The 21,133-nt window shown below is 59.1% G+C and carries 18 protein-coding genes and 1 pseudogene; 10 read left to right on the top strand and 9 right to left on the bottom strand.

The window, feature by feature from the left end:
• Window positions 1–62: 62 nt before the first annotated feature.
• Window positions 63–194 (top strand): annotated as a pseudogene (locus tag HXX25_RS11740) (IS6 family transposase); the annotation flags it as partial.
• Between the two features lie 414 nt (window positions 195–608).
• On the opposite strand, the gene HXX25_RS11735 reads toward HXX25_RS11740, so the two are convergent.
• Window positions 609–1,856 (bottom strand): 2OG-Fe(II) oxygenase, encoded by a 1,248-nt coding sequence (locus HXX25_RS11735; RefSeq protein ID WP_187166092.1) that lies wholly within the window; start codon window positions 1,854–1,856, stop codon window positions 609–611.
• Between the two features lie 362 nt (window positions 1,857–2,218).
• On the opposite strand from HXX25_RS11735, the gene HXX25_RS11730 reads away from it, so the two are divergent.
• Window positions 2,219–2,470, top strand: coding sequence for a YdcH family protein (locus tag HXX25_RS11730; RefSeq protein ID WP_187166091.1), 252 nt, complete (start codon window positions 2,219–2,221; stop codon window positions 2,468–2,470).
• 257 nt (window positions 2,471–2,727) lie between these two features.
• Entirely contained in the window at window positions 2,728–4,281 is a 1,554-nt protein-coding gene (gene putP / locus HXX25_RS11725) for a sodium/proline symporter PutP (protein ID WP_187166090.1), read from the top strand.
• A 36-nt stretch (window positions 4,282–4,317) separates the two neighbouring features.
• Here the strand turns inward: putP and HXX25_RS11720 are convergent, their stop codons facing one another.
• The 3 genes from HXX25_RS11720 to acs all read right to left on the bottom strand — a co-directional run bounded on the left by HXX25_RS11720 (window position 4,318) and on the right by acs (window position 8,046).
• The gene (locus HXX25_RS11720; protein ID WP_187166089.1) at window positions 4,318–5,250 is read right to left on the bottom strand and encodes a glutaminase; all 933 of its coding nucleotides are present in this window, start codon (window positions 5,248–5,250) and stop codon (window positions 4,318–4,320) included.
• 59 nt (window positions 5,251–5,309) lie between these two features.
• Window positions 5,310–5,975 (bottom strand): hypothetical protein, encoded by a 666-nt coding sequence (locus HXX25_RS11715; protein ID WP_187166088.1) that lies wholly within the window; start codon window positions 5,973–5,975, stop codon window positions 5,310–5,312.
• A gap of 106 nt (window positions 5,976–6,081) precedes the next feature.
• A complete protein-coding gene (gene acs / locus HXX25_RS11710) occupies window positions 6,082–8,046 on the bottom strand; it encodes an acetate--CoA ligase (protein ID WP_187166087.1) in 1,965 nt (654 codons plus the stop codon).
• 194 nt (window positions 8,047–8,240) lie between these two features.
• Here acs and HXX25_RS11705 point away from each other — a divergent pair, with 194 nt between their 5' ends.
• Entirely contained in the window at window positions 8,241–9,542 is a 1,302-nt protein-coding gene (locus HXX25_RS11705; protein ID WP_187166086.1) for a PLP-dependent cysteine synthase family protein, read from the top strand.
• Between the two features lie 9 nt (window positions 9,543–9,551).
• Window positions 9,552–10,727, top strand: coding sequence for a cystathionine gamma-synthase (locus tag HXX25_RS11700; RefSeq protein WP_370543739.1), 1,176 nt, complete (start codon window positions 9,552–9,554; stop codon window positions 10,725–10,727).
• On the opposite strand, the gene HXX25_RS11695 is transcribed toward HXX25_RS11700, so the two are convergent.
• From HXX25_RS11695 to HXX25_RS11685, 3 genes are read right to left on the bottom strand one after another with little or no spacing between them, the layout of a single operon-like run.
• Window positions 10,724–12,241 (bottom strand): bifunctional 2-polyprenyl-6-hydroxyphenol methylase/3-demethylubiquinol 3-O-methyltransferase UbiG, encoded by a 1,518-nt coding sequence (locus HXX25_RS11695; protein ID WP_187166084.1) that lies wholly within the window; start codon window positions 12,239–12,241, stop codon window positions 10,724–10,726. The genes HXX25_RS11700 and HXX25_RS11695 overlap by 4 nt on opposite strands.
• A 20-nt stretch (window positions 12,242–12,261) precedes the next feature.
• Window positions 12,262–13,080 (bottom strand): SDR family oxidoreductase, encoded by an 819-nt coding sequence (locus tag HXX25_RS11690; protein ID WP_187166083.1) that lies wholly within the window; start codon window positions 13,078–13,080, stop codon window positions 12,262–12,264.
• The gene (locus HXX25_RS11685; RefSeq protein WP_187166082.1) at window positions 13,077–14,567 is read right to left on the bottom strand and encodes an NAD(P)/FAD-dependent oxidoreductase; all 1,491 of its coding nucleotides are present in this window, start codon (window positions 14,565–14,567) and stop codon (window positions 13,077–13,079) included. Before HXX25_RS11685 ends, HXX25_RS11690 begins: the two co-directional genes overlap by 4 nt.
• 139 nt (window positions 14,568–14,706) lie before the next feature.
• On the opposite strand from HXX25_RS11685, the gene HXX25_RS11680 reads away from it, so the two are divergent.
• The 3 genes from HXX25_RS11680 to HXX25_RS11670 all read left to right on the top strand — a co-directional run bounded on the left by HXX25_RS11680 (window position 14,707) and on the right by HXX25_RS11670 (window position 16,441).
• Window positions 14,707–15,504, top strand: a complete 798-nt coding sequence (locus HXX25_RS11680; RefSeq protein WP_187166081.1) for a DUF1295 domain-containing protein — start codon at window positions 14,707–14,709, stop codon at window positions 15,502–15,504.
• 59 nt (window positions 15,505–15,563) lie between these two features.
• Window positions 15,564–16,049: a hypothetical protein gene (locus HXX25_RS11675; protein ID WP_187166080.1), complete on the top strand. Its 486-nt coding sequence runs from the start codon at window positions 15,564–15,566 to the stop codon at window positions 16,047–16,049.
• 83 nt (window positions 16,050–16,132) lie between these two features.
• Window positions 16,133–16,441: a hypothetical protein gene (locus HXX25_RS11670; RefSeq protein ID WP_187166079.1), complete on the top strand. Its 309-nt coding sequence runs from the start codon at window positions 16,133–16,135 to the stop codon at window positions 16,439–16,441.
• 13 nt (window positions 16,442–16,454) lie between these two features.
• Here HXX25_RS11670 and HXX25_RS11665 read toward each other — a convergent pair whose 3' ends face one another.
• Window positions 16,455–16,871, bottom strand: coding sequence for a DUF1330 domain-containing protein (locus HXX25_RS11665; protein WP_187167842.1), 417 nt, complete (start codon window positions 16,869–16,871; stop codon window positions 16,455–16,457).
• Window positions 16,872–17,020: 149 nt separating this feature from the next.
• Here HXX25_RS11665 and HXX25_RS11660 point away from each other — a divergent pair, with 149 nt between their 5' ends.
• Both HXX25_RS11660 and HXX25_RS11655 read left to right on the top strand, forming a co-directional pair.
• A complete protein-coding gene (locus HXX25_RS11660) occupies window positions 17,021–17,776 on the top strand; it encodes a hypothetical protein (RefSeq protein WP_187166078.1) in 756 nt (251 codons plus the stop codon).
• Between the two features lie 47 nt (window positions 17,777–17,823).
• Window positions 17,824–18,258 carry a hotdog fold thioesterase gene (locus HXX25_RS11655; protein ID WP_233346685.1) on the top strand — a complete coding sequence of 145 codons (435 nt, stop codon included), beginning with the start codon at window positions 17,824–17,826 and terminating at the stop codon, window positions 18,256–18,258.
• 92 nt (window positions 18,259–18,350) lie between these two features.
• Here the strand turns inward: HXX25_RS11655 and polA are convergent, their stop codons facing one another.
• Window positions 18,351–21,128, bottom strand: a complete 2,778-nt coding sequence (polA, locus tag HXX25_RS11650; RefSeq protein ID WP_187166077.1) for a DNA polymerase I — start codon at window positions 21,126–21,128, stop codon at window positions 18,351–18,353.
• Window positions 21,129–21,133: the final 5 nt, after the last annotated feature.

Raw genomic sequence — 21,133 nt, 5'->3', positions numbered from 1 at the left:
GAGCCGGTTTGGCAGCGTCAGAAGAAACGCCCTGTTAGCCGGTCAGGCGATATTTTCGCCGGATGAGAAACCCATTTCGCTATTTCAAAACGTCGCCTGAGGTCATTCGCCTGGCGGTGATGATGTATGTCCGCTTTCCGCTGTCTCTGAGAAACGTCGAGGGCCTGCTCCACGAGCGCGGGATCGATCTGTCCGCAAACGAAAATGAAGCCGCTACGCTGCTCATCGCCAATGGCGATCATGAGTGGAGAGTGGGACGCTAGGGTTCAGAGCTCAATTTTAGGGAAATTTCCGGCACCGGTTTTTGGCAGGGTCGCCCATAACCCCGCCATGGGGCCACCGGACGATTAGTAGCGCATTAGTAGGGCGCGGGATTAAAAAGGCTTCTAACGACTTCGCAGCCGTTCATAGTGCAACTCACTGAGTGCATTGGGGGTTTCGTTGTTATTCGCGTTCTTTCGAACTCGTTCAGGGCAACTAATCCATAATTCGTAATGCGTAGGTCGGGTGTTCGAGTCACCCATGCGGCACCATCCCCGTCTTTCGCCATAGAGAATATCATCATCCGGCGTTCGAGCGGAGACAGGGCCTCGCTCCGCGCTGGCTGATTACTGGCGCTCGCGCAGCCACAGACTGGCCATCAATTTCATGCCTGAGGTGACTTCCTCGCCAGCATGAAGGCTCCGCTCATCGCCTTTGCCATCGGATCTGACATTGCGGAAGGTCAGGGCTTCGCCGGATGCGCCTTTCCAGCTTATGCCGAGCCGTGGAAAAACGGTCGCACCGCCTTCAAAGCCGTCATTGAGCCGAACCAGCGTCGTCGCGATACGCTGGCCACGGCGGGCAAGATCCGCCGAAGCAGGTCCGTTGTCATCCGTCAGGAAATCGAAATGTGCCCGGTATTGGTCTCCGGCACGATAGGCCAGAACACTGAGGGCTTCTCCCCGGGCCGGGTCCACACCTGCCAGGCGCGCCATGCGATCCTTGATTGCCCAGAGAACGATATCAAAAATACCGTCGGGAAGGCTGGCGGTCAGCGATGTCCGATAAGGGTCTGCCCGGTTTTGACCGGTGTAGGGATCGAATATCTTTGCGGGCTGCAAATGTGGCACCGCATTGGCGACCAGATAGTCGCAGATGACATGCGGCAGGAAACCCGCGACATAGGCAACCGGCGGATCGTCGCTCAGCGTCTGCATGGCCGGATCAGCCTCTGCAAACCAGCGCTCGATTGAGCCGGTTACGGACCTGTCCATTCCGGAAATGGTATCAGCGTCCGGACTTTCGCGGACTTCCAGACCGGCGGTGGCCGACGCCAGGCTGGCGCCAAGCGGGTGGCCACTACGGGCCAGGCCCGCGGCCTGTTCGCGGGCGATGGCCCGCAAATGGCCCCTGTCTGAACCGATCCGCAGAAGGGCGGCAATGGCATGAGCCTGCCCGCCGGACGCCGCCTTTATGAGCGCCTTTTCCCCGATGCCGGTTTCACCAGCCCAGATAGACAGAAGCGCCAGCTCGGTCAGGGCCTGAGTGTCGCCCTTCTGCGCGTCTGCGAGCCGTAACCGCAGGGCCGCCGCAGCATCAACCGGACCGCCATAGCCGGACGCCTTGAGATAGGCGAGATGCCGATGGATGACCGGTCCGCCGGGCGCCGCTTCCAGAGCGTCGCGTGCGGCCTCGCAGGCACGTGGCGGAGCTTCGGGCTGGTTTGACAAGGTGAGGAGCAAGCTGGCACTGGCGAGGTCACCGGCCCGGGCCGCGCCGGCCAATGCGCGAAGCGAAGCCTCATGATTCCCGGCAAGCCAATCGTCATAGGCCCGCTGGGCGTTGCCGGGCGCAGGTTTGTGCGGTGTCGTCATGAGATCAGTTTATGGCATCCCGTCCGCCGGACTGGAAAGGGGGTTCGTCAGGCTGCCTGTCCTGCGCGGTCTCCCGAAAAGCGGGAGGCGTCTGGCAGCAGCACGGGGCGGCTTGGCGCGGCGCCCTCCGGGATGCCCGACAGGGTCCTGCCTGAATGGCGGCCGGGCCAGTGCCGGTACGGTATGGCGAAAATTCTGTTTTCCCGCAGCGGTGGACACCCACATCTCTGCAATTCCTGAATGGATAATTCAGTAGTCTGGACGGCCACCGGGTGTCTATACTGAGGATTGAATCGAGATCGCATTGACCCTGCGGCCATATCCAAAACGGGACCGGTTTCGCGAACCAGAGGACGCATTTGATGAGCCATACCCCCCATGAACTCGCAGCGGATTTTCCGGAATATGCCGAACAGCTGCACCTGTTGAAAGAAAGCGACGCCCACTTTCAAAAACTGGCGGATGCCTATCACACGCTGAATCGTGAAATCCACCGGGCCGAAACCAATGTCGAGCCGACCTCGGATGAACATCTGACGGAGATGCGCAAACGCCGCATGGTTCTGAAAGATGACATCAACACCCTGTTGAAAGCCGCCGCGCAAAATCCCTGATCGTCGGGAGATCAGGAGCCGGACGCTGTATCCGCCCCGCTTCCGCGCGGCGACGGGCGATTCCTGTTTTTCCGGGCGATGACGAAACCCGACCGGACTCAGTCCTTGCCTTGACGTTCCACGCCCCAGATGTTCCACACGAGCGGCACATTTCCTGATGTCTGCAATCCGGCCTGACCTGAAAGCGTCATGCCCGGTCTCGCCCAACACCCCGCGGCGAAATTCCGTCAGCAGACAAGCAAAACTGGATGGACGACATGGAATTCGGTACCGGCGTATCGCTTGCTGCCTATTTTATCATCATGATCGGCATAGGCATTTATGGCTTCAGGGAGTCTACCAGCGATTCCTCGGGCTATCTTCTCGGCGGACGCAAGCTCGGGCCGGCCGTGACGTCCCTTTCCGCCGGAGCCTCCGACATGTCGGGCTGGATGCTGCTGGGCCTGCCCGGCGCCATGTTCGTTTCAGGGCTTTCGGCATCCTGGATCGCCATCGGACTTCTGATCGGCGCACTGGCCAATTATCTGATCGTGGCCCCGCGCCTGCGCGTATATACGGAGACCGCGCATGACGCGATTACCATTCCCGACTATTTCGAGAAGCGTTTCGAGGACAATACCCGCCTGCTGCGGGTGATCTCCTCCATCGTGATTGTCCTGTTTTTCACGCTCTATACGTCGTCGGGCGTTGTCGCGGGCGGAAAGCTGTTCGATTCCGCCTTTGGCCTGCCTTATGAGCTGGGTCTGTTTATCACCGCAGGCGTAGTGGTGCTTTATACGCTGCTCGGCGGATTCATGGCGGTGTCGATGACCGATTTTGTGCAGGGCTGCATCATGTTTGTCGCGCTCGTCATGGTCCCGCTTGTTGCCCTGACGGGCATTGGCGGCGTTTCCGGCCTGAGCGACACGCTGAACGGGCTGACCGCTGCGAATATCGCCGAGCTCGGACTGGCCGAAAACTGGTCGATGAATCTGCTCGGCGGTGTCGGGCTTGTCGGCATCATCTCGGCCATGAGCTGGGGGCTGGGCTATTTTGGCCAGCCTCACATCATTGTCCGCTTCATGGCCATCCGTTCGGTCAAGGATATTCCGGCGGCCCGGAATATCGGCATGAGCTGGATGCTGGTCACGATTGTCGGTGCCTTGTCGACAGGGCTGATCGGCCTTGCCTACATCCTTCAGAACGGCACGCCCGACGGCTATCTGGTTGATGGCGCATTTGACGGTGAAACGATCTTCATTGTCCTCTCGCAGATCCTGTTCAATCCGTATATTGCCGGCTTCCTGCTCGCCGCCATTCTGGCGGCCATCATGAGCACGATTTCCTCGCAATTGCTGGTCTCTTCCAGCTCTCTGACCGAGGATTTCTACAAAATCTTCCTGCGCAAGAGCGCCAGCCAGAAAGAGCTGGTCATGATCGGGCGGATCGCCGTGGTCATCGTGGCTCTGGTGGCCATCGCGCTGGCCTGGAATCCGGACAGCAATGTGCTGACTCTGGTCTCCAACGCCTGGGCCGGGTTCGGATCGGCTTTCGGACCAATCGTGATCCTGTCGCTGTTCTGGAAACGGATGACGCGCTGGGGCGCTCTGGCCGGCATGATTACCGGTGCCGCCACAGTCCTGATCTGGACCTATGTGCCATTGCTGCCGGTTGATGGCGGTCTGGTACCCCTTGGAAGCTGGCTCTATTCCATCGTTCCGGGCTTCATCTTCTGTTTCCTGGCGATCATCGTTGTGAGCCTTGTCACGCCCGCCCCGAAGAAGTCAGTCGAGGCGACTCACGAGGACGTGGAAGACGCCATGAAGGCGTAGCGGCGGGACGGGCATGGGCCGGTTCTGATTGTCGTGTCAGAAAATTGAGAGCTTTGTCTTGCGGGCAAAGAGCTCAAGAGCCCGCGTGCCCGCCAGAGAATTGCCCAGCTCGTCAAGCTCGGGCGACCAGACGCAGATCGAGAATTTTCCGGGTATGATGGCAACAATTCCGCCGCCGACACCGCTCTTGGCCGGAATGCCAACGCGGAAGGCAAAATTGCCGACGCCATCATAAAGTCCACACGTCAGGAGCAGTGAGTTTATGCGTTTGACCCGGAGCGGAGTCATCAGCTTTTCTCCGCTCTCCCACTGCTTTCCACCATTGGCGAGCGGCACAAAGGCCCGCGCCAGATCGCGGCAGGTCATGGCAATGGCGCATTGCCGGTAATAGGTCACCAGGACGTCTTCGACCCGTGCTTTCAGATTGCCCTGGCTTTTCAGAAGATGAGCGATCGCGGCATTGCGGTGGCCGTGTTCGGCCTCGGACCGCGCCACAACATCGTCGATATAGATCTGCTCCTTGCCGGAGAAGCGCCGTACCAGTGACAATAATTGCAATACGGGGCTGACCGAATGCGCCGTTATGGCATCCGTAACTACGATTGCACCAGCATTGATGAAGGGGTTGCGAGGCAGTCCCTGTTCGGATTCGAGCTGAACCAGCGAATTGAAGGCGGTGCCGGACGGCTCGCGGCCGACACGTCTCCAGAGTGCGTTCGATCCAATAGTCTGCAGCGCCAGAATAAGAGTGAAAACCTTGGAAATGCTCTGGATAGAAAAGCGTTCATCGGCATCGCCGGTGACATATTCCGACCCGTCCACACCGCAAATCGCCATACCGAACTTGTCCGGCGAAATGCGCGCCAGAGCCGGAATATAATCGGCCACCTTGCCGCGGCCGATTGATTTTCTCGCCTCGGCAGCGATGTCGTCCAGCAGGGTGTCAAAGTCGGGCAGGGGTCGGGACATGGTCGCCAACCTATACAGCCCGCCTTGACTTGGAACCCCTCTTTGAAGCGCCGCGGCAATCAGTCTGCAGCGAGCGTCATCATCAGATAAAAGGCCACCGGCACCAGCAGCATGGCCGGAATGACCAGCGCCACAAACCCAAACAGCCAGATATACAAAATCGCGCCGAGCACGACATTTGCGACCAAGTAGGGGGCGGCGCGTTGGGGATTACGGCTGATTTCGCGCATTAGTGCGCCGATCAGTGGCAGATTCATCAGAATGCTCTGAAGGATTCGCACCGAACCCCTGACCGCGGAAGCGAGCGTCAAATGGATGTTGAACGGCCCTTGTCCGCCCTCAGCCTTGATCAGGCCGAATGTCAGCAAGGCACCGGAAAGGGCCAGCACGGCGACGTAAATCGGGCTGATGTCCAGCTGAACCAACCAGATAATGGCCGCAAGGCTGGAAATGGCCGTGAGCGGGATCATTGCTTTCTGGAGCCAACGTGCGGGGGCCCAGCGCGGCCGAACCTCTCCCGCGCCGCCCTCGATGGAGTTGGCGATGAAGGCCAGTCCGGCAATGTAGTGGTAAAAGGCCAGCGGGATAGAAATCCCGATGAGGGAAGCGATGAAAGGGGCATCGGTAATACCCGGTTTGGGTCCGGGAAAGGCCAGCCAGAGTCCCGCCCAGATAAAGAGCGGCGACAGCATGAACAGACCAATGCCATAGGGAAGACGGCGCATGGGAAATCCTCGTTCGAATTTCCCGTTTATTTCGCAACTCTGCCCGAAATAACCAGAGGCTACGCCCGCGGCCCGGGCGCACACACAAAAGCTGGGGTTGTTCCGTTCAGCTTCTGGGCCGGTTCGCTATCAGCTCGTCAACCACACCCGGTTCGGCCAGAGTCGATGTGTCCCCCAGCGCGCCGAAATCATTTTCGGCAATCTTGCGCAGTATCCGCCGCATGATCTTCCCGGACCGGGTCTTGGGAAGGGAGGGTGAAAACTGGATAATGTCCGGTGTTGCAACCGGCCCGATCTGTTCGCGTACATGGGCTTTCAGTTCAATCGCCGTGTCGCTGGTTGGCTCCAGGCCCGCATTCAGCGTCACATAACAATAGACGCCCTGTCCCTTGATGTCGTGCGGATAGCCGACCACAGCAGCCTCCGCGACATTGGGGTGCGAAACGAGCGCACTTTCGATTTCCGCTGTCCCCAGCCGATGGCCGGACACGTTGACGACGTCATCGACCCGGCCGGTGATCCACCAATAGCCGTCCGCGTCGCGCCGGGCCCCGTCGCCGGTGAAATAGAGCCCGCGATAAGTGGCGAAATAGGTCTCGGCAAACCGCTCATGGTCGCCATAGACGGTCCGCATCTGGCCAGGCCAGCTTCCCTTGATCACCAGGTTTCCGGTGATATCGCCCTCTCCCTCGATGAAATTACCCTCCGCATCGACCAGAGCCGGCTCAATGCCATACATTGGCATGGAGGCGGCACCGGGCTTGAGATCATGGGCGCCGGGCAGGGCGGAGATCATGACGCCGCCAGTCTCGGTCTGCCACCAGGTATCGACAATCGGGCAGTTTCCCTTGCCCACCACACGGTGATACCAGGCCCAGGCTTCCGGATTGATCGGTTCTCCGACGGATCCCAGAAGGCGCAGGCTGGACAGATCATGCTTTTCCACGAGGGCATCGCCTTCGCGCATCAGGGCCCGCAGGGCCGTCGGCGCGGTATAGAGCACATTGACCTGATGCTTGTCGCACACCTCCCAGAAGCGGTCCGCGGCCGGCCATGTCGGAATGCCCTCGAACATCAGGGTGGTGACACCATTCACCAGTGGGCCATAGGTCAGATAGGTATGGCCGGTGACCCAGCCGATATCGGCCGTGCACCAGAAGACCTCGCCGCGCTTGACCTCGAACACGGTGTCAAAAGTCAGCGCCGCCCAGAGCAGGTAGCCGCCCGTTGTGTGCATGACGCCCTTCGGTTTTCCTGTAGAGCCTGACGTGTAAAGGATAAAGAGCGGATCCTCCGCCTCCATGGGTTCGGGCGGGCAATCAGCATCCACCTTCAGCGCCAATTCATGGTGCCAATGATCGCGGCCCTCGACCCAGCCAACGGGCGCACCCGTATGCCGGACACAGAGAACCGCCCTGACGCCTCCGGCAATCTCGATCGCACGGTCGACATTTTTCTTAAGTGGAATGGGTTTGGAACCGCGCACGCCCTCATCGGCCGTGATCACAAATTCCGATTGGCAATCGGTAATACGCCCCGCCAGAGCATCCGGCGAGAAGCCGCCAAAGACGACCGAATGGACGGCGCCGATCCGTGTACAGGCCAACATCGCATAAACGGCTTCGGGGATCATCGGCATGTAGAGCGTCACGCGGTCACCGCGCTGCACGCCCATCGCCTTGAGCTCGTTGGCCATGCGGCAGACATGATTGTGCAATTGCCGGTACGTCGCCGAATTGTGGTAGGCTGGGTTATCGCCTTCCCAGATAATGGCGACGTCATTGCCGCGCTTTTCCAGATGCCGGTCGATGCAATTATACGAGACATTCAGAACGCCATCCGCGAACCATTTGATCGACAGTTTTTCCGGATCCCAATTGACGTCGGATATCTCGGTGGGGGTTTTGACCCAGTCGAGTCGCCGCAATTCTTCCATCCAGAAAGCGTCCGGCTCCTCGATCGAGCGGCGATAGCGTTCCGCGTATTGCCTTGCGCTGGTCTGGCTGTGGGGTTCGTAGTGATCCGGAACCGGGACGATTTCGGGCGCGGAGCCTGAGCGTTCTTCCGACATGGGTGTCTCCCTCAATGCCTCTGACGGGCCTGATTGCAGTCAATGCCAAGTCTCTTTCTGCATCAAGGCGTGATTTCCAGTTCGCCTCCGCTCACGGTTTGTTGCGCGCACGATTGTCGGCCAGACGATGGACTTTCAGCGCCGGGAACAATAGGAGGGGACACGATTCCAGACCGTCAGAAGCGAGTTGCCCGATGACCCACTTTCCAGACATTATTTCCGCAATCGGCAATACGCCGCTCGTCAAGCTGAACAAGGTTGTGCCCGAAGGTTCGGCGACGATTCTGGCCAAGTGTGAATTCCTCAATCCCACCGGCTCCATCAAGGACCGCATGGGGCCCTATATTATCGAGCAGGCGGAAAAGGCCGGCCTGTTGAAGCCCGGCGGCACGATTGTCGAGAATACGTCCGGGAATACCGGCCAGTCCCTGGCGATGGCCGCGGCGGTCAAGGGCTATAAGTGCGTTTTCACCCTGCCGGACAAGATGAGCCAGGAAAAGATCGACATGATGCGCGCTTATGGCGCGACCGTCGTGATCACGCCCACGGATGTACCCGGTGACAGCCCGGAGCATTATGTGAATACGGCCAAGCGGATCGCGGAAGAGACGGAGGGCGCCTTTTATGTCGACCAATATCATGCGCCCTGGAATATAGACGGACACTACCACAATACCGGCCGCGAGATTTTCGAGCAGACAGATGGCGGCAAGTTTGACGTCTTCATGGGTGGCACGGGGACGGGCGGAACCGTCTCGGGTGTCGGCCGCTACATGAAGGAATACGCGCCAGATGTAAAAATTATCGGCGTCGATCCGCTCGGCTCGGTTCATTACAACCTGTTCAAGACGGGCCGCCTGCCGGCCGCTTATGTCTATTCGGTTGAAGGCATTGGTGAAGACATTGAGTGCCGGGCGATGGATTTCTCCGTTGTCGACGACATGGTCCAGATCGACGATTGGGAAAGCTTCCATATGGGCCGCGCGCTGGTGCGCGAAGAGGGCCTGTTCTGCGGCGGATCATCGGGCTCCATCGTGGCAGCGGCGGTCAAGGTCGCCAGGGAAATGGGGCCGGGCAAGACCATTGTGGTCACGCTCTGCGACAGCGGGACCCGGTACATTTCGAAATACCTGTCCGACAAGTGGATGGAAGACAAGGGCTTCTTTACCGGGCACGAATTGCTGGGCCCGGTGCAGGACCTCGTCGCCCGTCGCTCGTCCCTGACCGCCTCGTCCGAGGCCTCCGGCGACGATATCCAGCGCATGATGACCGAAGGCGATCTGGATTATCTGCCGCTGCAGGAGGGTGACTCATTCACCGCCATTGCCACGCGCGACGGTCAACGCCTGTCGATTGGCGGTATTCTCTATGCCGAGGCCCGTATCGAGGAAATGCCACACATCCTGGCAAAGGGTGATGCCGCTCTGGTGATGACCCGCGATGGCGTCGTCGGTGTCGTCACGGAAAAAGAATACAATGCCCGCATTGGCGGCTGAACAAAGGATATGAAGATGAGCGGAGACAATCAGCAATTTGCGACGCGGTGCATTCATGCCGGGCAGGCGCCGGATCCGTCGACGGGCGCGATCATGACGCCCATCTACCAGACCTCGACCTATGTGCAGACCAGCCCGGGCGAATTCATTGGCAATTATGACTATTCGCGCTCGGCGAATCCGACGCGCACGGCGCTGGAAGCCAATCTGGCGAGTCTGGAAGGCGGCAAGCACGGGATTGCCTTTTCATCGGGCGTTGCCTCTCTGGCCGCCTGTATTCACCTTCTGAAATCCGGTGACCACGTTCTTTTGTGCGACGACGTCTATGGCGGCACATTCCGCATGTTCAATAATGTCTTCGCGCAGCTGGGGATCGAGTTTTCACGCGTCGACATGACGGACCTTGACGCGACACGCGCGGCCATGACGAACAAGACCAAGTTGGTCTGGCTGGAAACGCCGACGAATCCGACACTGAAAGTGATCGATATCGAAGCCGTGGCGCAGATTGCCCATGACGGCGGTGCGATTTGCGTCGTAGATAATACGTTCGCGTCACCCTATCTGCAGAATCCTCTGGCGCTGGGTGCGGACATCGTCTCGCACTCCTGCACCAAATATCTCGGCGGGCACTCCGATCTGGTCGGTGGCGCGCTGATTACGGCCAATGCAGAGCTGGCGGAAAAGCTCACCTATATCCAGAATTCCGTGGGTGCCGTGCCGGCCCCGATGGATTGCTTCCTGCTGCTGCGCTCGACAAAAACCCTGCATGTCCGCATGCAGCGCCATTGCGAAAATGCCGGGAAGATCGCCGACTGGCTGTCTGGTAAAAATGGTATTGGCCGTGTGATCTATCCGGGCATGGACAACCACCCCCAACACAAGATCGCGGCCAGGCAGATGCGGGGCTTTGGCGGCATGATCACGATGACGCTGACCGGCGGCCTTCCGGCGTCGCGGCGCTTCCTCGAAACGCTGAAGATTTTCTCGCTTGCGGAGAGCCTTGGCGGCGTGGAATCGCTGGTTGAACACCCCGCCATCATGACCCATGCCTCTGTTGACGCGGACAAGCGTGCCGCGCTGGGCATTGATGATGGCCTGGTGCGTCTGTCGTGCGGGATTGAGGATGCCGGCGATCTGATTGCCGATCTGGAACAGGCTCTGGAGGCGGCAAACGCCGTCTAGCGCAACGCCTTGATCGCTGATTGCAGCGTGTTGGCCATGGTTTCGAGAAAGGCACAGGCCGGCTCTGTCTCGACGCAGGCCATGGCTTGCGCAAAAGTCTGGTCCGAGTCGTCAAACCGCCCGGCTTTGGCATATGCCAGCGCCAGTTGCAGGCGCGCCGTGGTCTCGAGAGCGAGGCTCCGGCGCCCCAATGATGCGAGGCTGCCCGCCGCAGGGCTGACCAGGCTCTGCTCCAATGCGGCGATGGCCGGCTCGACCTGCCCTCCAATCAGATGGACCATGCCGAGGTTGAAAGCGGCCGGTTGATGGATGTGTGCGATCTCGCCCCACCAGAGCGGATCGCCGCCGGTGAGCGTTTCACCGATCTCGATCTGCGCCTTCAGAAAACTCGCCGCCGAATCGAGATTTCGAGGCGAAGACTGAAAATCAACCATGCCGAAATAGAAGGGCAGACAGCCGGCAAAATAGGGAAAAGCGGCAAAAAGGCCAGGCGCGGGCTCATTTGCGGCCGCCGCGACAAAGCGGTCCATGTCATAGACATCCCAGCCATAATCGGTGTGGATGCGGGCGCTCAATGTGTCGCGAATTTCGCGGGCTTCCGTCCAGTTTCCCAAGCCTACAGCCTGGCGCAGCAAGCGAAACAGATTGCCGCCCTCCAGAAGTGGCAGGCCAGGAAAATCACGCTCGAGATAGGGTGTCAGACGCGATGGTGGTGATTGTTCGGGAATGGACAGGGGCGACCGGCTGGCCAGCGCCACGATATGGCCGGTCGCTGTAGAAATATGGCAGTGATACAGGCCGGCTGACTTCAGGGCTCTTTCCATGGCGGCGGGCGTGAACAGGGCGTGATGAATTCCGGGCCAGACGATGGATACATTTGTCAGGCTGTCGTTGTGTGGTCCCAGGTTTTCGGCATTCGGTGTGGTCAGAATGAGAATGCCTTCCGGGTTCAGATGGCTGACCAGGGTTTCAAGAAAGGCTGCCGGGTCCTCGACGTGCTCTATCACCTCGCTGGAATAGAGAATATCAAAGGTCTGGCCGTCAAACCGGGAACCCGCCCCGAGGAGTTCGCCGATCACGTCGACGCCCAGGCTTTCGCCGCCCCGGCGGCCATAGTTCGATGGATCGAGCCCTTCCGCCTGAAGGCCGTATTCGCGGCGCGCATAGTCGACCACAAAGGGCACTCCGCAGCCGACATCAATCAGCGAAGCCGCTGGCCGCAATGACAGGGCCAGATCCAGAGGCTGGGTCATGGCTTCCAGACCCGCACCGACCTCCTGATAGAATCTCAGATAGTCTGCAAAATCATAGTCTTCTGAATAGTCGGGATAGGAAAACGGAACGGCAAAAACGCCGTGGCAGTTCCTGCATTCGAAATAATCTGCCCTTCCAACGGGGCTGGCAGGTGTAGAGGATGTCACCTTGTGGGCGTGCGGGCCGGGTGTCCGGCAGATCGGGCAATCCTGCCCTGTCGTCACAGAGCGGTTCCAGTCAAATCCGAGTTCGTAAGACATCTGCCGCCTGTATCAGAGGGTCAGGCGTTGAGTCGACGTTTGATGGTATTCCAGTATCGCGTCGGCAACAGACGTTCCATCCACATAAGGGTGTGGGCATCCCGACCCACAAAAACACGCGGCTTGCGCCTCTCCACGCCCCGCAAAATGATTTCGGCAGCCCGGGCTGGCGGCATGACGAGGGACTGATCCGCCATCTTCATCGCCATCTCGTATTCCTCATCCGTGACGCCCTCCCCCCTTGGGGCTTTTTTGGCAATGTTGGTGGCCACGCCGCCGGGGTGGATTGTGGTCACGCCCACAGAGGTGCCGGCGAGCTCATGCCGCAGCGCCATGGTAAATCCGCGAACCCCGAATTTGGCCGCCGAATAGGCGGTTTGTCCGGCCGGTGCGATCACGCCGAAAATACTGGAAATATTCGTGATGTGACCTTCCTCCTGATCCTGAATCAGAGGCAGGAAGGCCCGGGTCATTCGGATAACGCCATGCAGATTGATGTTCATCAACCAGTCAAATTGGTCCGGCGTAACCTGATCGAAACGCCCACCCAGCGCGACACCGGCATTATTGAACAAGAGATGGGCTTCGCCATGGGTTTTGCGGACCTCTTCGGCAAAGGCGTTGATGGCCGCCTCATCGCCAACGTCCAGAACCGTAGTCGTGACCCCGCGATCATTCGAGCGCAGGCTCGCGGCCACCTCTTCCAGGCCATCGCCATTGATATCGGCCAGTGCCAGATTGCAGCCGCGATCCGCCAACGCCCGTGCCAGCGCGGCACCGATGCCACTGGCGGCACCGGTCACGATGGCGGTCTTACCAGCAAGATCGAGCCGGTTCATTCAGCCGCCTCCAGCTCGGCATGTTCTTGTTTCGCTGACACCGCCTTGCCGAACTGAAGCGCGCCATCATCGATCGCCCCGAAGCGTATGGCCATCATGTCCGCAAAGTAATTGTTATGGACTCGCCAGGGGGTTTTGGGGCCCTGCTGGGGCAGGATATCAGCCGCCCGGCGGAAATAGCCGGAATCCAGCAATTTCAATGGCTCGCGCGGCATGTCGGCATCGGGCACAGGCACAAAATAGTCCGCATCAATTTTGTTGATGTAGTTGATATTGCGGCAGAAGCGCTCGCAGGTGAGGTCAATTTTCAGGGTCCAGGATGCGTTGGTGTAACCAAAGGCCATGGCCATATTGGGAATATCGCTGACCATCATGCCCCGATAAACGACATGATCGGGAATATTCACCGGCTTTCCATCGACCTCGACACTCATGCCGCCGACAAATTGCAGATTCAGACCGGTGGCGGGAATGATGAGATCGGCATCAAGATGGGTGCCGGATTTGAGCTGAATGCCGGTCTTTGTGATCCGCTCGATCTGATTGGTTTCGACCGACGCCTTCCCGGACCTCAGCGCCTTGAAAAAATCACCGTCAGGTGCGGCGCAAAAACGCTGATCCCAGGGCTTGTAGCTGGGCGCAAAGTGTTTCTCGACATCATAATCGTCGCCGAGCATGGCGCGAGTCTGTTTCAGAATGCCCTTCTTCACAAAGTCGGGAAAAGCCTGCGACAGGTTATATATCAGGATGGTCTGAAGAATGTTTTTTGTGCGCGTGATCGTATAGGCCAGTTTTCCAGGCAGAATCTTTCGCAGGAAATTTGCGGTCCGGTCCACGGATGGCCGGCCGGCGATATAGGTCGGCGAACGCTGCAACATGGTGACGTGCTCAGCCTTTTTCGCCATCGAGGGCAGCAAGGTGACGGCCGTGGCACCTGATCCGATGATCACAATCTTCTTGCCGGAATAATCGTAGTCTTCTTCCCATTTCTGCGGATGAATGAAGTCGCCCGAGAAGTCTTCGACGCCCTCAAAATGAGGGAGATAGCCTTTGTCATAACGGTAATAGCCCGATGCAAAGAACAGGAATTGCGCGGTATAGGTCTCCGGTCCGTCCGGCCCGTCCGCCTGCAGAGTCCAGCGGGCCGTATCCGAGTTCCAGCTCGCCGCAGTCGCCTTTCGGCCAAAGCGAATATGCGGTGCGATACCCGCTGAATCGGCGGTTTCACTGACATAATTGCGGATGGCCGGCCCGTCGGCGAAGACCTTGCCATCAATCCAAGGTTTGAACGCATAGCCGAACGTATACATGTCGCTGTCCGAACGGATGCCGGGATAGCGAAAAAGGTCCCAGGTGCCACCGATCTGGTCCCGCGCCTCGATCACGCGATACGTCTTGCCCGGACAGCGCTCCTGCAAGTGGTACGCCATGCCAATGCCGGACACGCCGGCGCCGATAATCAGGACATCAATATCTGTTGAGGTCATTCATTCGCTCCCCGAAGTGAACACTGTTCACTATGGCGAAATCAGCGTGACGATCAATCCCGGCGCCACAGCATCCACCAAACAGCATGACGGCGGAAATATTTGCGCTAGTTTAAGAAGTAATGCGGGGAGACGCGAAATGACCGAATTATCCATGCTTCATCTGGCCGGCATCAATCTGGCCATAGCTGTCGGGGTGTTCCTTTGCCTCTGGCTTCTGGCGCTTCGCCTGAAGGATGCCAGTTTTGTCGACGCTTTCTGGGCGTTTGGCATGGTGATTCTGGCGATATCGACCTACTGGCTGGTGCATGGTGACGGCGAACGTCAACTGGTTCTGGTAGGGCTGTGCGCGGTATGGGGTCTGCGGCTGGGGCTGCATCTGTTTGGCCGCTGGCGCCGCGACGGCAAGGACAAGCGCTATACCAATCTGTTTGCGCGGGTGGAGCCCAGGGGTTTCGGGTTCGCAAAAGCCAGCCTGCTCTTTGTCTTTCTGCCGCAGTCCATCCTGATGTGGCTGGTGAGCCTGCCGGTCCAGCTGGGCCAGTATGGCAGCGGCATTGGCTATCTGGCGATGGCGGGGATCGCGCTGGCGGTCATCGGCATTCTGTTCGAGACCATCGGGGATTTTCAGCTCGAATCCTTCCGCAAAAATCCGGAGAATGCAGGAAAGATCATGGACCGGGGTTTATGGCGATACACGCGGCACCCCAATTATTTCGGCGATTTCTGTGTCTGGTGGGGGCTGTTTCTGATCGCGGCAGAGGCGCCCTGGGGCTGGCTGGCATTGCCGGGACCGCTTTTCCTGAGCTGGACGCTTCTGAAGTGGAGCGGCGCACCGCTCCTCGAACGCGGGCTGGCGGAAACGCGCCCGGGCTATGCAGACTATGTCGCCCGGACAAGCGGTTTTTTTCCCTGGATTCCAAAAAAGTCTCTTTAAAATGGCCTGAAAACTGATCTAGACTTGTCTGCGCTCATGGGAATTTCGGGGAGACGATCATGAATCTGGCAGGCATTCTTGTTCTTGCAGCGATACAGAATTACGGGCCCATTGATATCAATGGCTGGGAAGTACGGGGCGCGGTCAACAATGAGGGCGCTTATGTTTGCTCCGCGTCCATTCCCTACAATAGCGGAATAGATCTGGCCTTTGTGCGTTCGGCTTCGACGTTCCGCATTGCCTTGCAAAACGAAGCCTGGTCGCTGAACGATGGCGAGCAATATTCCCTGAGCCTGCGGATCGACAATCGCATCAGCCAGAGCGTGACCGCGCATGTGGCCGGGCGGCAAACCCTTGCCATTGATTATGATTATGTTCCGAACAGCACGCTGGAGAATGCGCTCATTTACGGCAACATTCTCTATATTACCGCGCGGCAGGCAGATTTCGAATTTGCCCTGACGAACACGTCGCGGGCCTTGCCGGCGCTGGAGACCTGTCTGCGGCAAGGAAGTCGGAATCCTTTTGCCGCAAGTCCGAAATAGACTTGATTCATCGTCGATATCCGTTTGTTATTCACCTCTAGGGCGCGGCGCGGTTGGCGTGCTTCGCCGTTGGGGAGAATTCGATGATTGTTCAGATAGCCGCGGCGCTGCTCCTGCAAGGAATGGCCAGTGATCCGCTCGTAGAGAATGCGCTTCAGGTTTCGGGTCCCGAAGGCGAATACACTGTCTTCTTTGAGGCCGACGGCACCTATACCACCAATATCGGCATTGCCGGTAACTGGCATGTAGACGGGGAAGAATTCTGTGTCGAGCGCGAGTCCGGCGCGGCCAATTGTCAGCCCCTGATGGCAGATCTTGCCGTTGGCGACAGCTGGACAGGCCAGAATGCGAATGGCGACGACGTCACCTTCACGCTGATCGCCCGCGAATAGGCGTTCCGGGCGGTCAGCCGAACTGGCGGCCGCCCTTTTTTACCGCATGCCGGATCAGGCGCGAATCGCGCACAGCCGCCTGCCGGTGAGGAACGGCTTCGGTCTGATAGACCGGGTCAGTGACCATTTCCAGGAATGCGGCCGCCCCCGGATAACGGGCAATGAAGGCGATGTCCCACAATCCGTCCTCTGGTCCGATGAGCATGGCCTGCGGTTCGCCGCGCCAGATGATTTCGCCGCCGACGCGCTGAAACACCGGACCGCTGATCTTTCCGTACTCTGCATAGGCCTCTGCGCCGCTGATCTGGCGTCCATCCGGATAGCGGGCGGTGTCCCGGAGCCGGATCAGGTTGAGCATGTCAATCGGTTGGTCGCGGGGAAGCGATTTGAAAATCTCGAAACTCTCGCGGGTCGGGTCGATATGGGCCAGTTCAGCCTCCGTCGGTGGTGAATAGAGCGTTTGAGCCGGAAAAGGCCAACCCGACTAACAGCTTCGTGTAAAACGGGAAGACTGGAATATCCACGACCCGAGGTGACCTTTGCCGCAAATTCTGTTAACCATTTTGCAGGGGAGAAACAATGCGGCGGACGATCGAGCTGATTTGTGCGGGCTGTGTGGCCATTGCCGGGTTGATGACCGGTATGGTGGGTCCCGTGGAGTCGTCCGAACAAGACTGGGATCCGCGATCAGCGGTTCTGGCCTCCCTGAATGATCAACCGAGACCCCATATTTCGAACGGAACGGCGCGCACCGCAACGGCTATTATGAGTATCCGTCAGTCTTATGATCCTGACTTTTCCAATGCCCGCACGCGCTTTGTGCTGGCTGACCCGCCTGGTCCCGGCGAATTCGTGATCGAAGGCGAAACGCGCGCGGAAGAAGCCTATCAGCGCGCCGGGCTGGTGGAGGGTGAACCGCCACGCGTGACCACGACTGTCAGGCTGGCCGCCCCCGTAGAGGCAGCGGACAGCGATGCTGTAGTGACGCCCTATGCCGGCCTGGCCCTGACGCCCGAAGGCACACAAGCCCGTGTCGGCGCTCAGTTTCGCGTCGGCGACGGGCGCGGTGATGAATCGCGCTGGTTCCTTTTTGCCGCGGCGGAACGGCAGGCGCTATTTTATGACGCAACCGATATGAACCGGCCGGTGCGGGCTATCGATATCACGCCCTATAGCGTGATAGGCGATGTTCAGGTGGGTATGGCCTATCGGCTGACGGATCGCGCCGATCTCGCTCTGGCATATGTCCGCCGGGACTGGGCCTATCAGTACGGCACCGATAAATGGGAAGAAGAAGAAGGTTTTGCCGCCGTTTCCCTCGTTGCCCGCTGGTAATCCGGGCTGTGCCGCCATAAGTCTTTCTCCAAACCAAGGAGACAGACATGTCCAATATCTGGCATGGCGGGCGCTTTCCGCTGGAAATGGCGAATTTTTCCGATCGCAAGACCATGGCCGATTCCATCGGGATCGAAATCACCGAAGCCGGTGATGATTGGGTGCGCGGCAAGATGCCGGTCGATCACCGCACACATCAGCCCTTCGGTCTCCTGCATGGCGGCGCATCTGTGGCGCTGGCCGAAACGCTCGCCTCGATCGGGGCGTTCTGCACACAGAACCCGGAAACCCACGCCGCGGTCGGCATGGAAATCAACGCCAATCATGTCCGCCCGGTTCGGGACGGCTGGGTCCATGGCGAAGCGAAGATGGAGACGATGGGCCGGACGTCACAGGTCTGGACGATCCGGATCACCAATGACAAGGGCAAGCTGGTCTGCCTGTCCCGCTGCACGATGGCGATCATCAAAACCGGCGGATAATCCCGGTCATTTTACGGCGTCATACGCCGGCTCTTCCGAAGGATACTGAAGATGGTCCGGTCAAGCCGGACCAAGACGCTATTCGGGGACGGCTAATGCGCCTCGCCCCAGTGATAGCCGGCCTTCGCGTCCACATCCAGAGGCACCGAAATATCAATCGCCGGCAGGGCCGCCTTGCTCATGACATCTCTTGCCAGAGCAATCATGGCTTCAGCCTGGTCTTCCGGCACCTCGAACACCAGTTCATCGTGGACTTGCAATAACATACGCGCCTCCAGCCCGGCGGCCTCAATTGCGCCCGGCAGGCGGATCATGGCGCGGCGGATGACATCGGCGGCCGATCCCTGGATGGGCGCATTGATGGCCTGACGCTCGGCGAACTGGCGCATATTGGGATTCTTGTCCCGGATCGAGGGCAGGTGCGCGCGGCGGCCGAAAATGGTCTCGACATAGCCGCGGGCTTTTACCTCCTCACGCTTGTCATCCATATAGGTTTTGACGCCCGGGAATTTCTCGAAATATTTTTCGATGAAGGTCTTCGCCTCGTCACGGCCAATGCCGAGATTATTGGCGAGACCGAAAGCGGAAATCCCGTAAATTATCCCGAAATTGATGGCCTTGGCCTGACGGCGCACCATCGGATCCATGCCCTCAATGGGGACGCCAAACATTTCCGACGCGGTCATGGCGTGAATGTCATCGCCGCGCCTGAAAGCATCCTTCAGGGCGGTGACGTCAGCGATATGCGCCAGCAGCCGCAATTCGATCTGCGAATAGTCAGCCGCAACCAGGACATTTCCCGGCTCGGCGATAAAGGCCGCGCGGATCTTGCGGCCTTCTTCGGTCCGGATCGGGATATTCATCAGATTGGGCTCGGAAGAGGCCAGCCGGCCGGTCGTCGTCGCGGCCAGCGAGAAGGAGGTATGGACCCGGCCCGTATACGGATTGATCGCCGCGCCCAGCGCATCGGAATAGGTTGATTTCAATTTGGCAAAGGTGCGCCAGCTGAGAATGGCCTGCGGCAATTCATGCCCTTCGGCCGCAAGCTGTTCCAGCACGGAGACATCGGTTGACCAGGCCCCGGTCTTGGTCTTCTTGCCGCCGGGCAAGCCCATCTGGTCAAACAGGATTTCACCCAGCTGTTTGGGGCTGCCGAGATTGAACTTGGTGCCCACCAGCCCATGCGCAGTGTCTTCATGCTCGGCCATTTTCTGCGCGAAATCAGACGACAGGCGGGATAATTGCGCCTTGTCCACCTTTACGCCCGCCAGTTCCATATCTGTCAGGATTTGCGGCATCGGGCGCTCGAGCGTCTCGTATAGCGTGGCCTTGCCCTTGCCGGGCACGCTGGGCTTGAGGATCTCCCACAGGCGCAATGTCACGTCCGCGTCTTCAGCAGCGTATTCCGTGGCTTTGGGCAGGTCGACTTCGGCAAAGCTGATCTGTTTCTGGCCTGTGCCGCAGACCTCCTTGAATTTCATCGGCGTATGGCCGAGGTGCAGCTCGGACAATTCATCCATGCCATGCCCGTGCAGGCCGCTATCGATGACATAGGACAGGAGCATGGTGTCGTCATAGGGCGCAACGCGCACGCCATAGCGCGACAGAACGCCGAGATCATATTTGATGTTCTGGCCGATTTTCAGAACCGCAGGGCTTTCCAGCAGAGGTTTCAGCGCGGCGATCGCCGCTTTCAGGTCGATCTGATCGGGCCGGTCGCCGCCGCCCAGCAAATCCCCGGCCGTGCCATGATCGAGCGGAATATAGCAGGCCTTGCCCGGTGCTGTGGCCAGAGAGATGCCGACAAGATTGGAGGCGACAGCCGATAAACGGTCGGTCTCGGTGTCCACGGCGATCACGCCGGCCCTGAAGCTGGCCTCAATCCATTTGTCCAGCGCCGCCATCGTCGTCACGCACTCATAGGCCGAGCGGTCAATCGGCGCTGTGGCATCACCCGTTGCATCTGCGGCGGGCGCGCCCAGCACTTCTTCAACGCGGCGGGTGATCGTGCGAAATTCCATCTCTTTCAGGAAACCGACCAGCGTTTCGGCGTCCGGCTCGGCAGTGCCGAATTCGTCCAGCGAATTTTCGACCGCGACATCGGTTTTCAGCGTGACGAGCTGCCGGGAGATACGTGCCATATCGGCAAATTCGATCAGGTTTTCGCGGCGCTTGGTCTGTTTGATCTCTTCCGCACGAGACAAAAGCGTTTCCAGATCGCCATATTCCTCGATCAACTGGCTGGCCGTTTTCGGGCCAATACCCGGAACGCCCGGCACATTGTCCGAGGAATCTCCCATCAGGGACTGGACCTCGATCACCTTGTCCGGACCGACGCCGAATTTCTCGACGACGCCGGCCGGATCGATGCGCTTGTTTTTCATCGTGTCGAACATGGTGACGCGCTCGCCCACGAGTTGCATCAGATCCTTGTCCGAGGACACGATGGTGACTTTCGCCCCCTTGGCTTCGGCCTGCCGGGCATAGGTGGCGATCAGATCATCCGCCTCGAACCCCTCCATCTCGATACAGGGCGTGCCAAAGGCGCGCGTGGCATCGCGGATGATCGAAAATTGCGGCACCAGGTCTTCAGGTGCCGGCGGACGGTGGGCCTTGTATTGCGGATAGATGTCATTGCGGAAGGACTTGCCGGAATAATCGAAAATCACGGCCAGATGACTGGGTTGTTCCTCGCCCTTCAGGTCCTCCAGAAGCTTCCACAACATGTTGCAGAAGCCCTGCACCGCGCCGACCGGCATTCCGTCAGATCGCGTCAGCGGCGGCAGGGCATGGTAGGCGCGGAAAATATAGCCCGACCCGTCAATCAGATAGACGTGAGAGGTCTCGTCGACTTTGCGTTCGGTCGCCATTTTCC

Origin of the sequence: Hyphobacterium sp. CCMP332, from assembly GCF_014323565.1 — a bacterium.
GTDB lineage: Bacteria > Pseudomonadota > Alphaproteobacteria > Caulobacterales > Maricaulaceae > Hyphobacterium.
The sequence above is the reverse complement of the archived record's forward strand: the minus strand, read 5'-3'. Positions and strand labels throughout refer to the sequence as shown.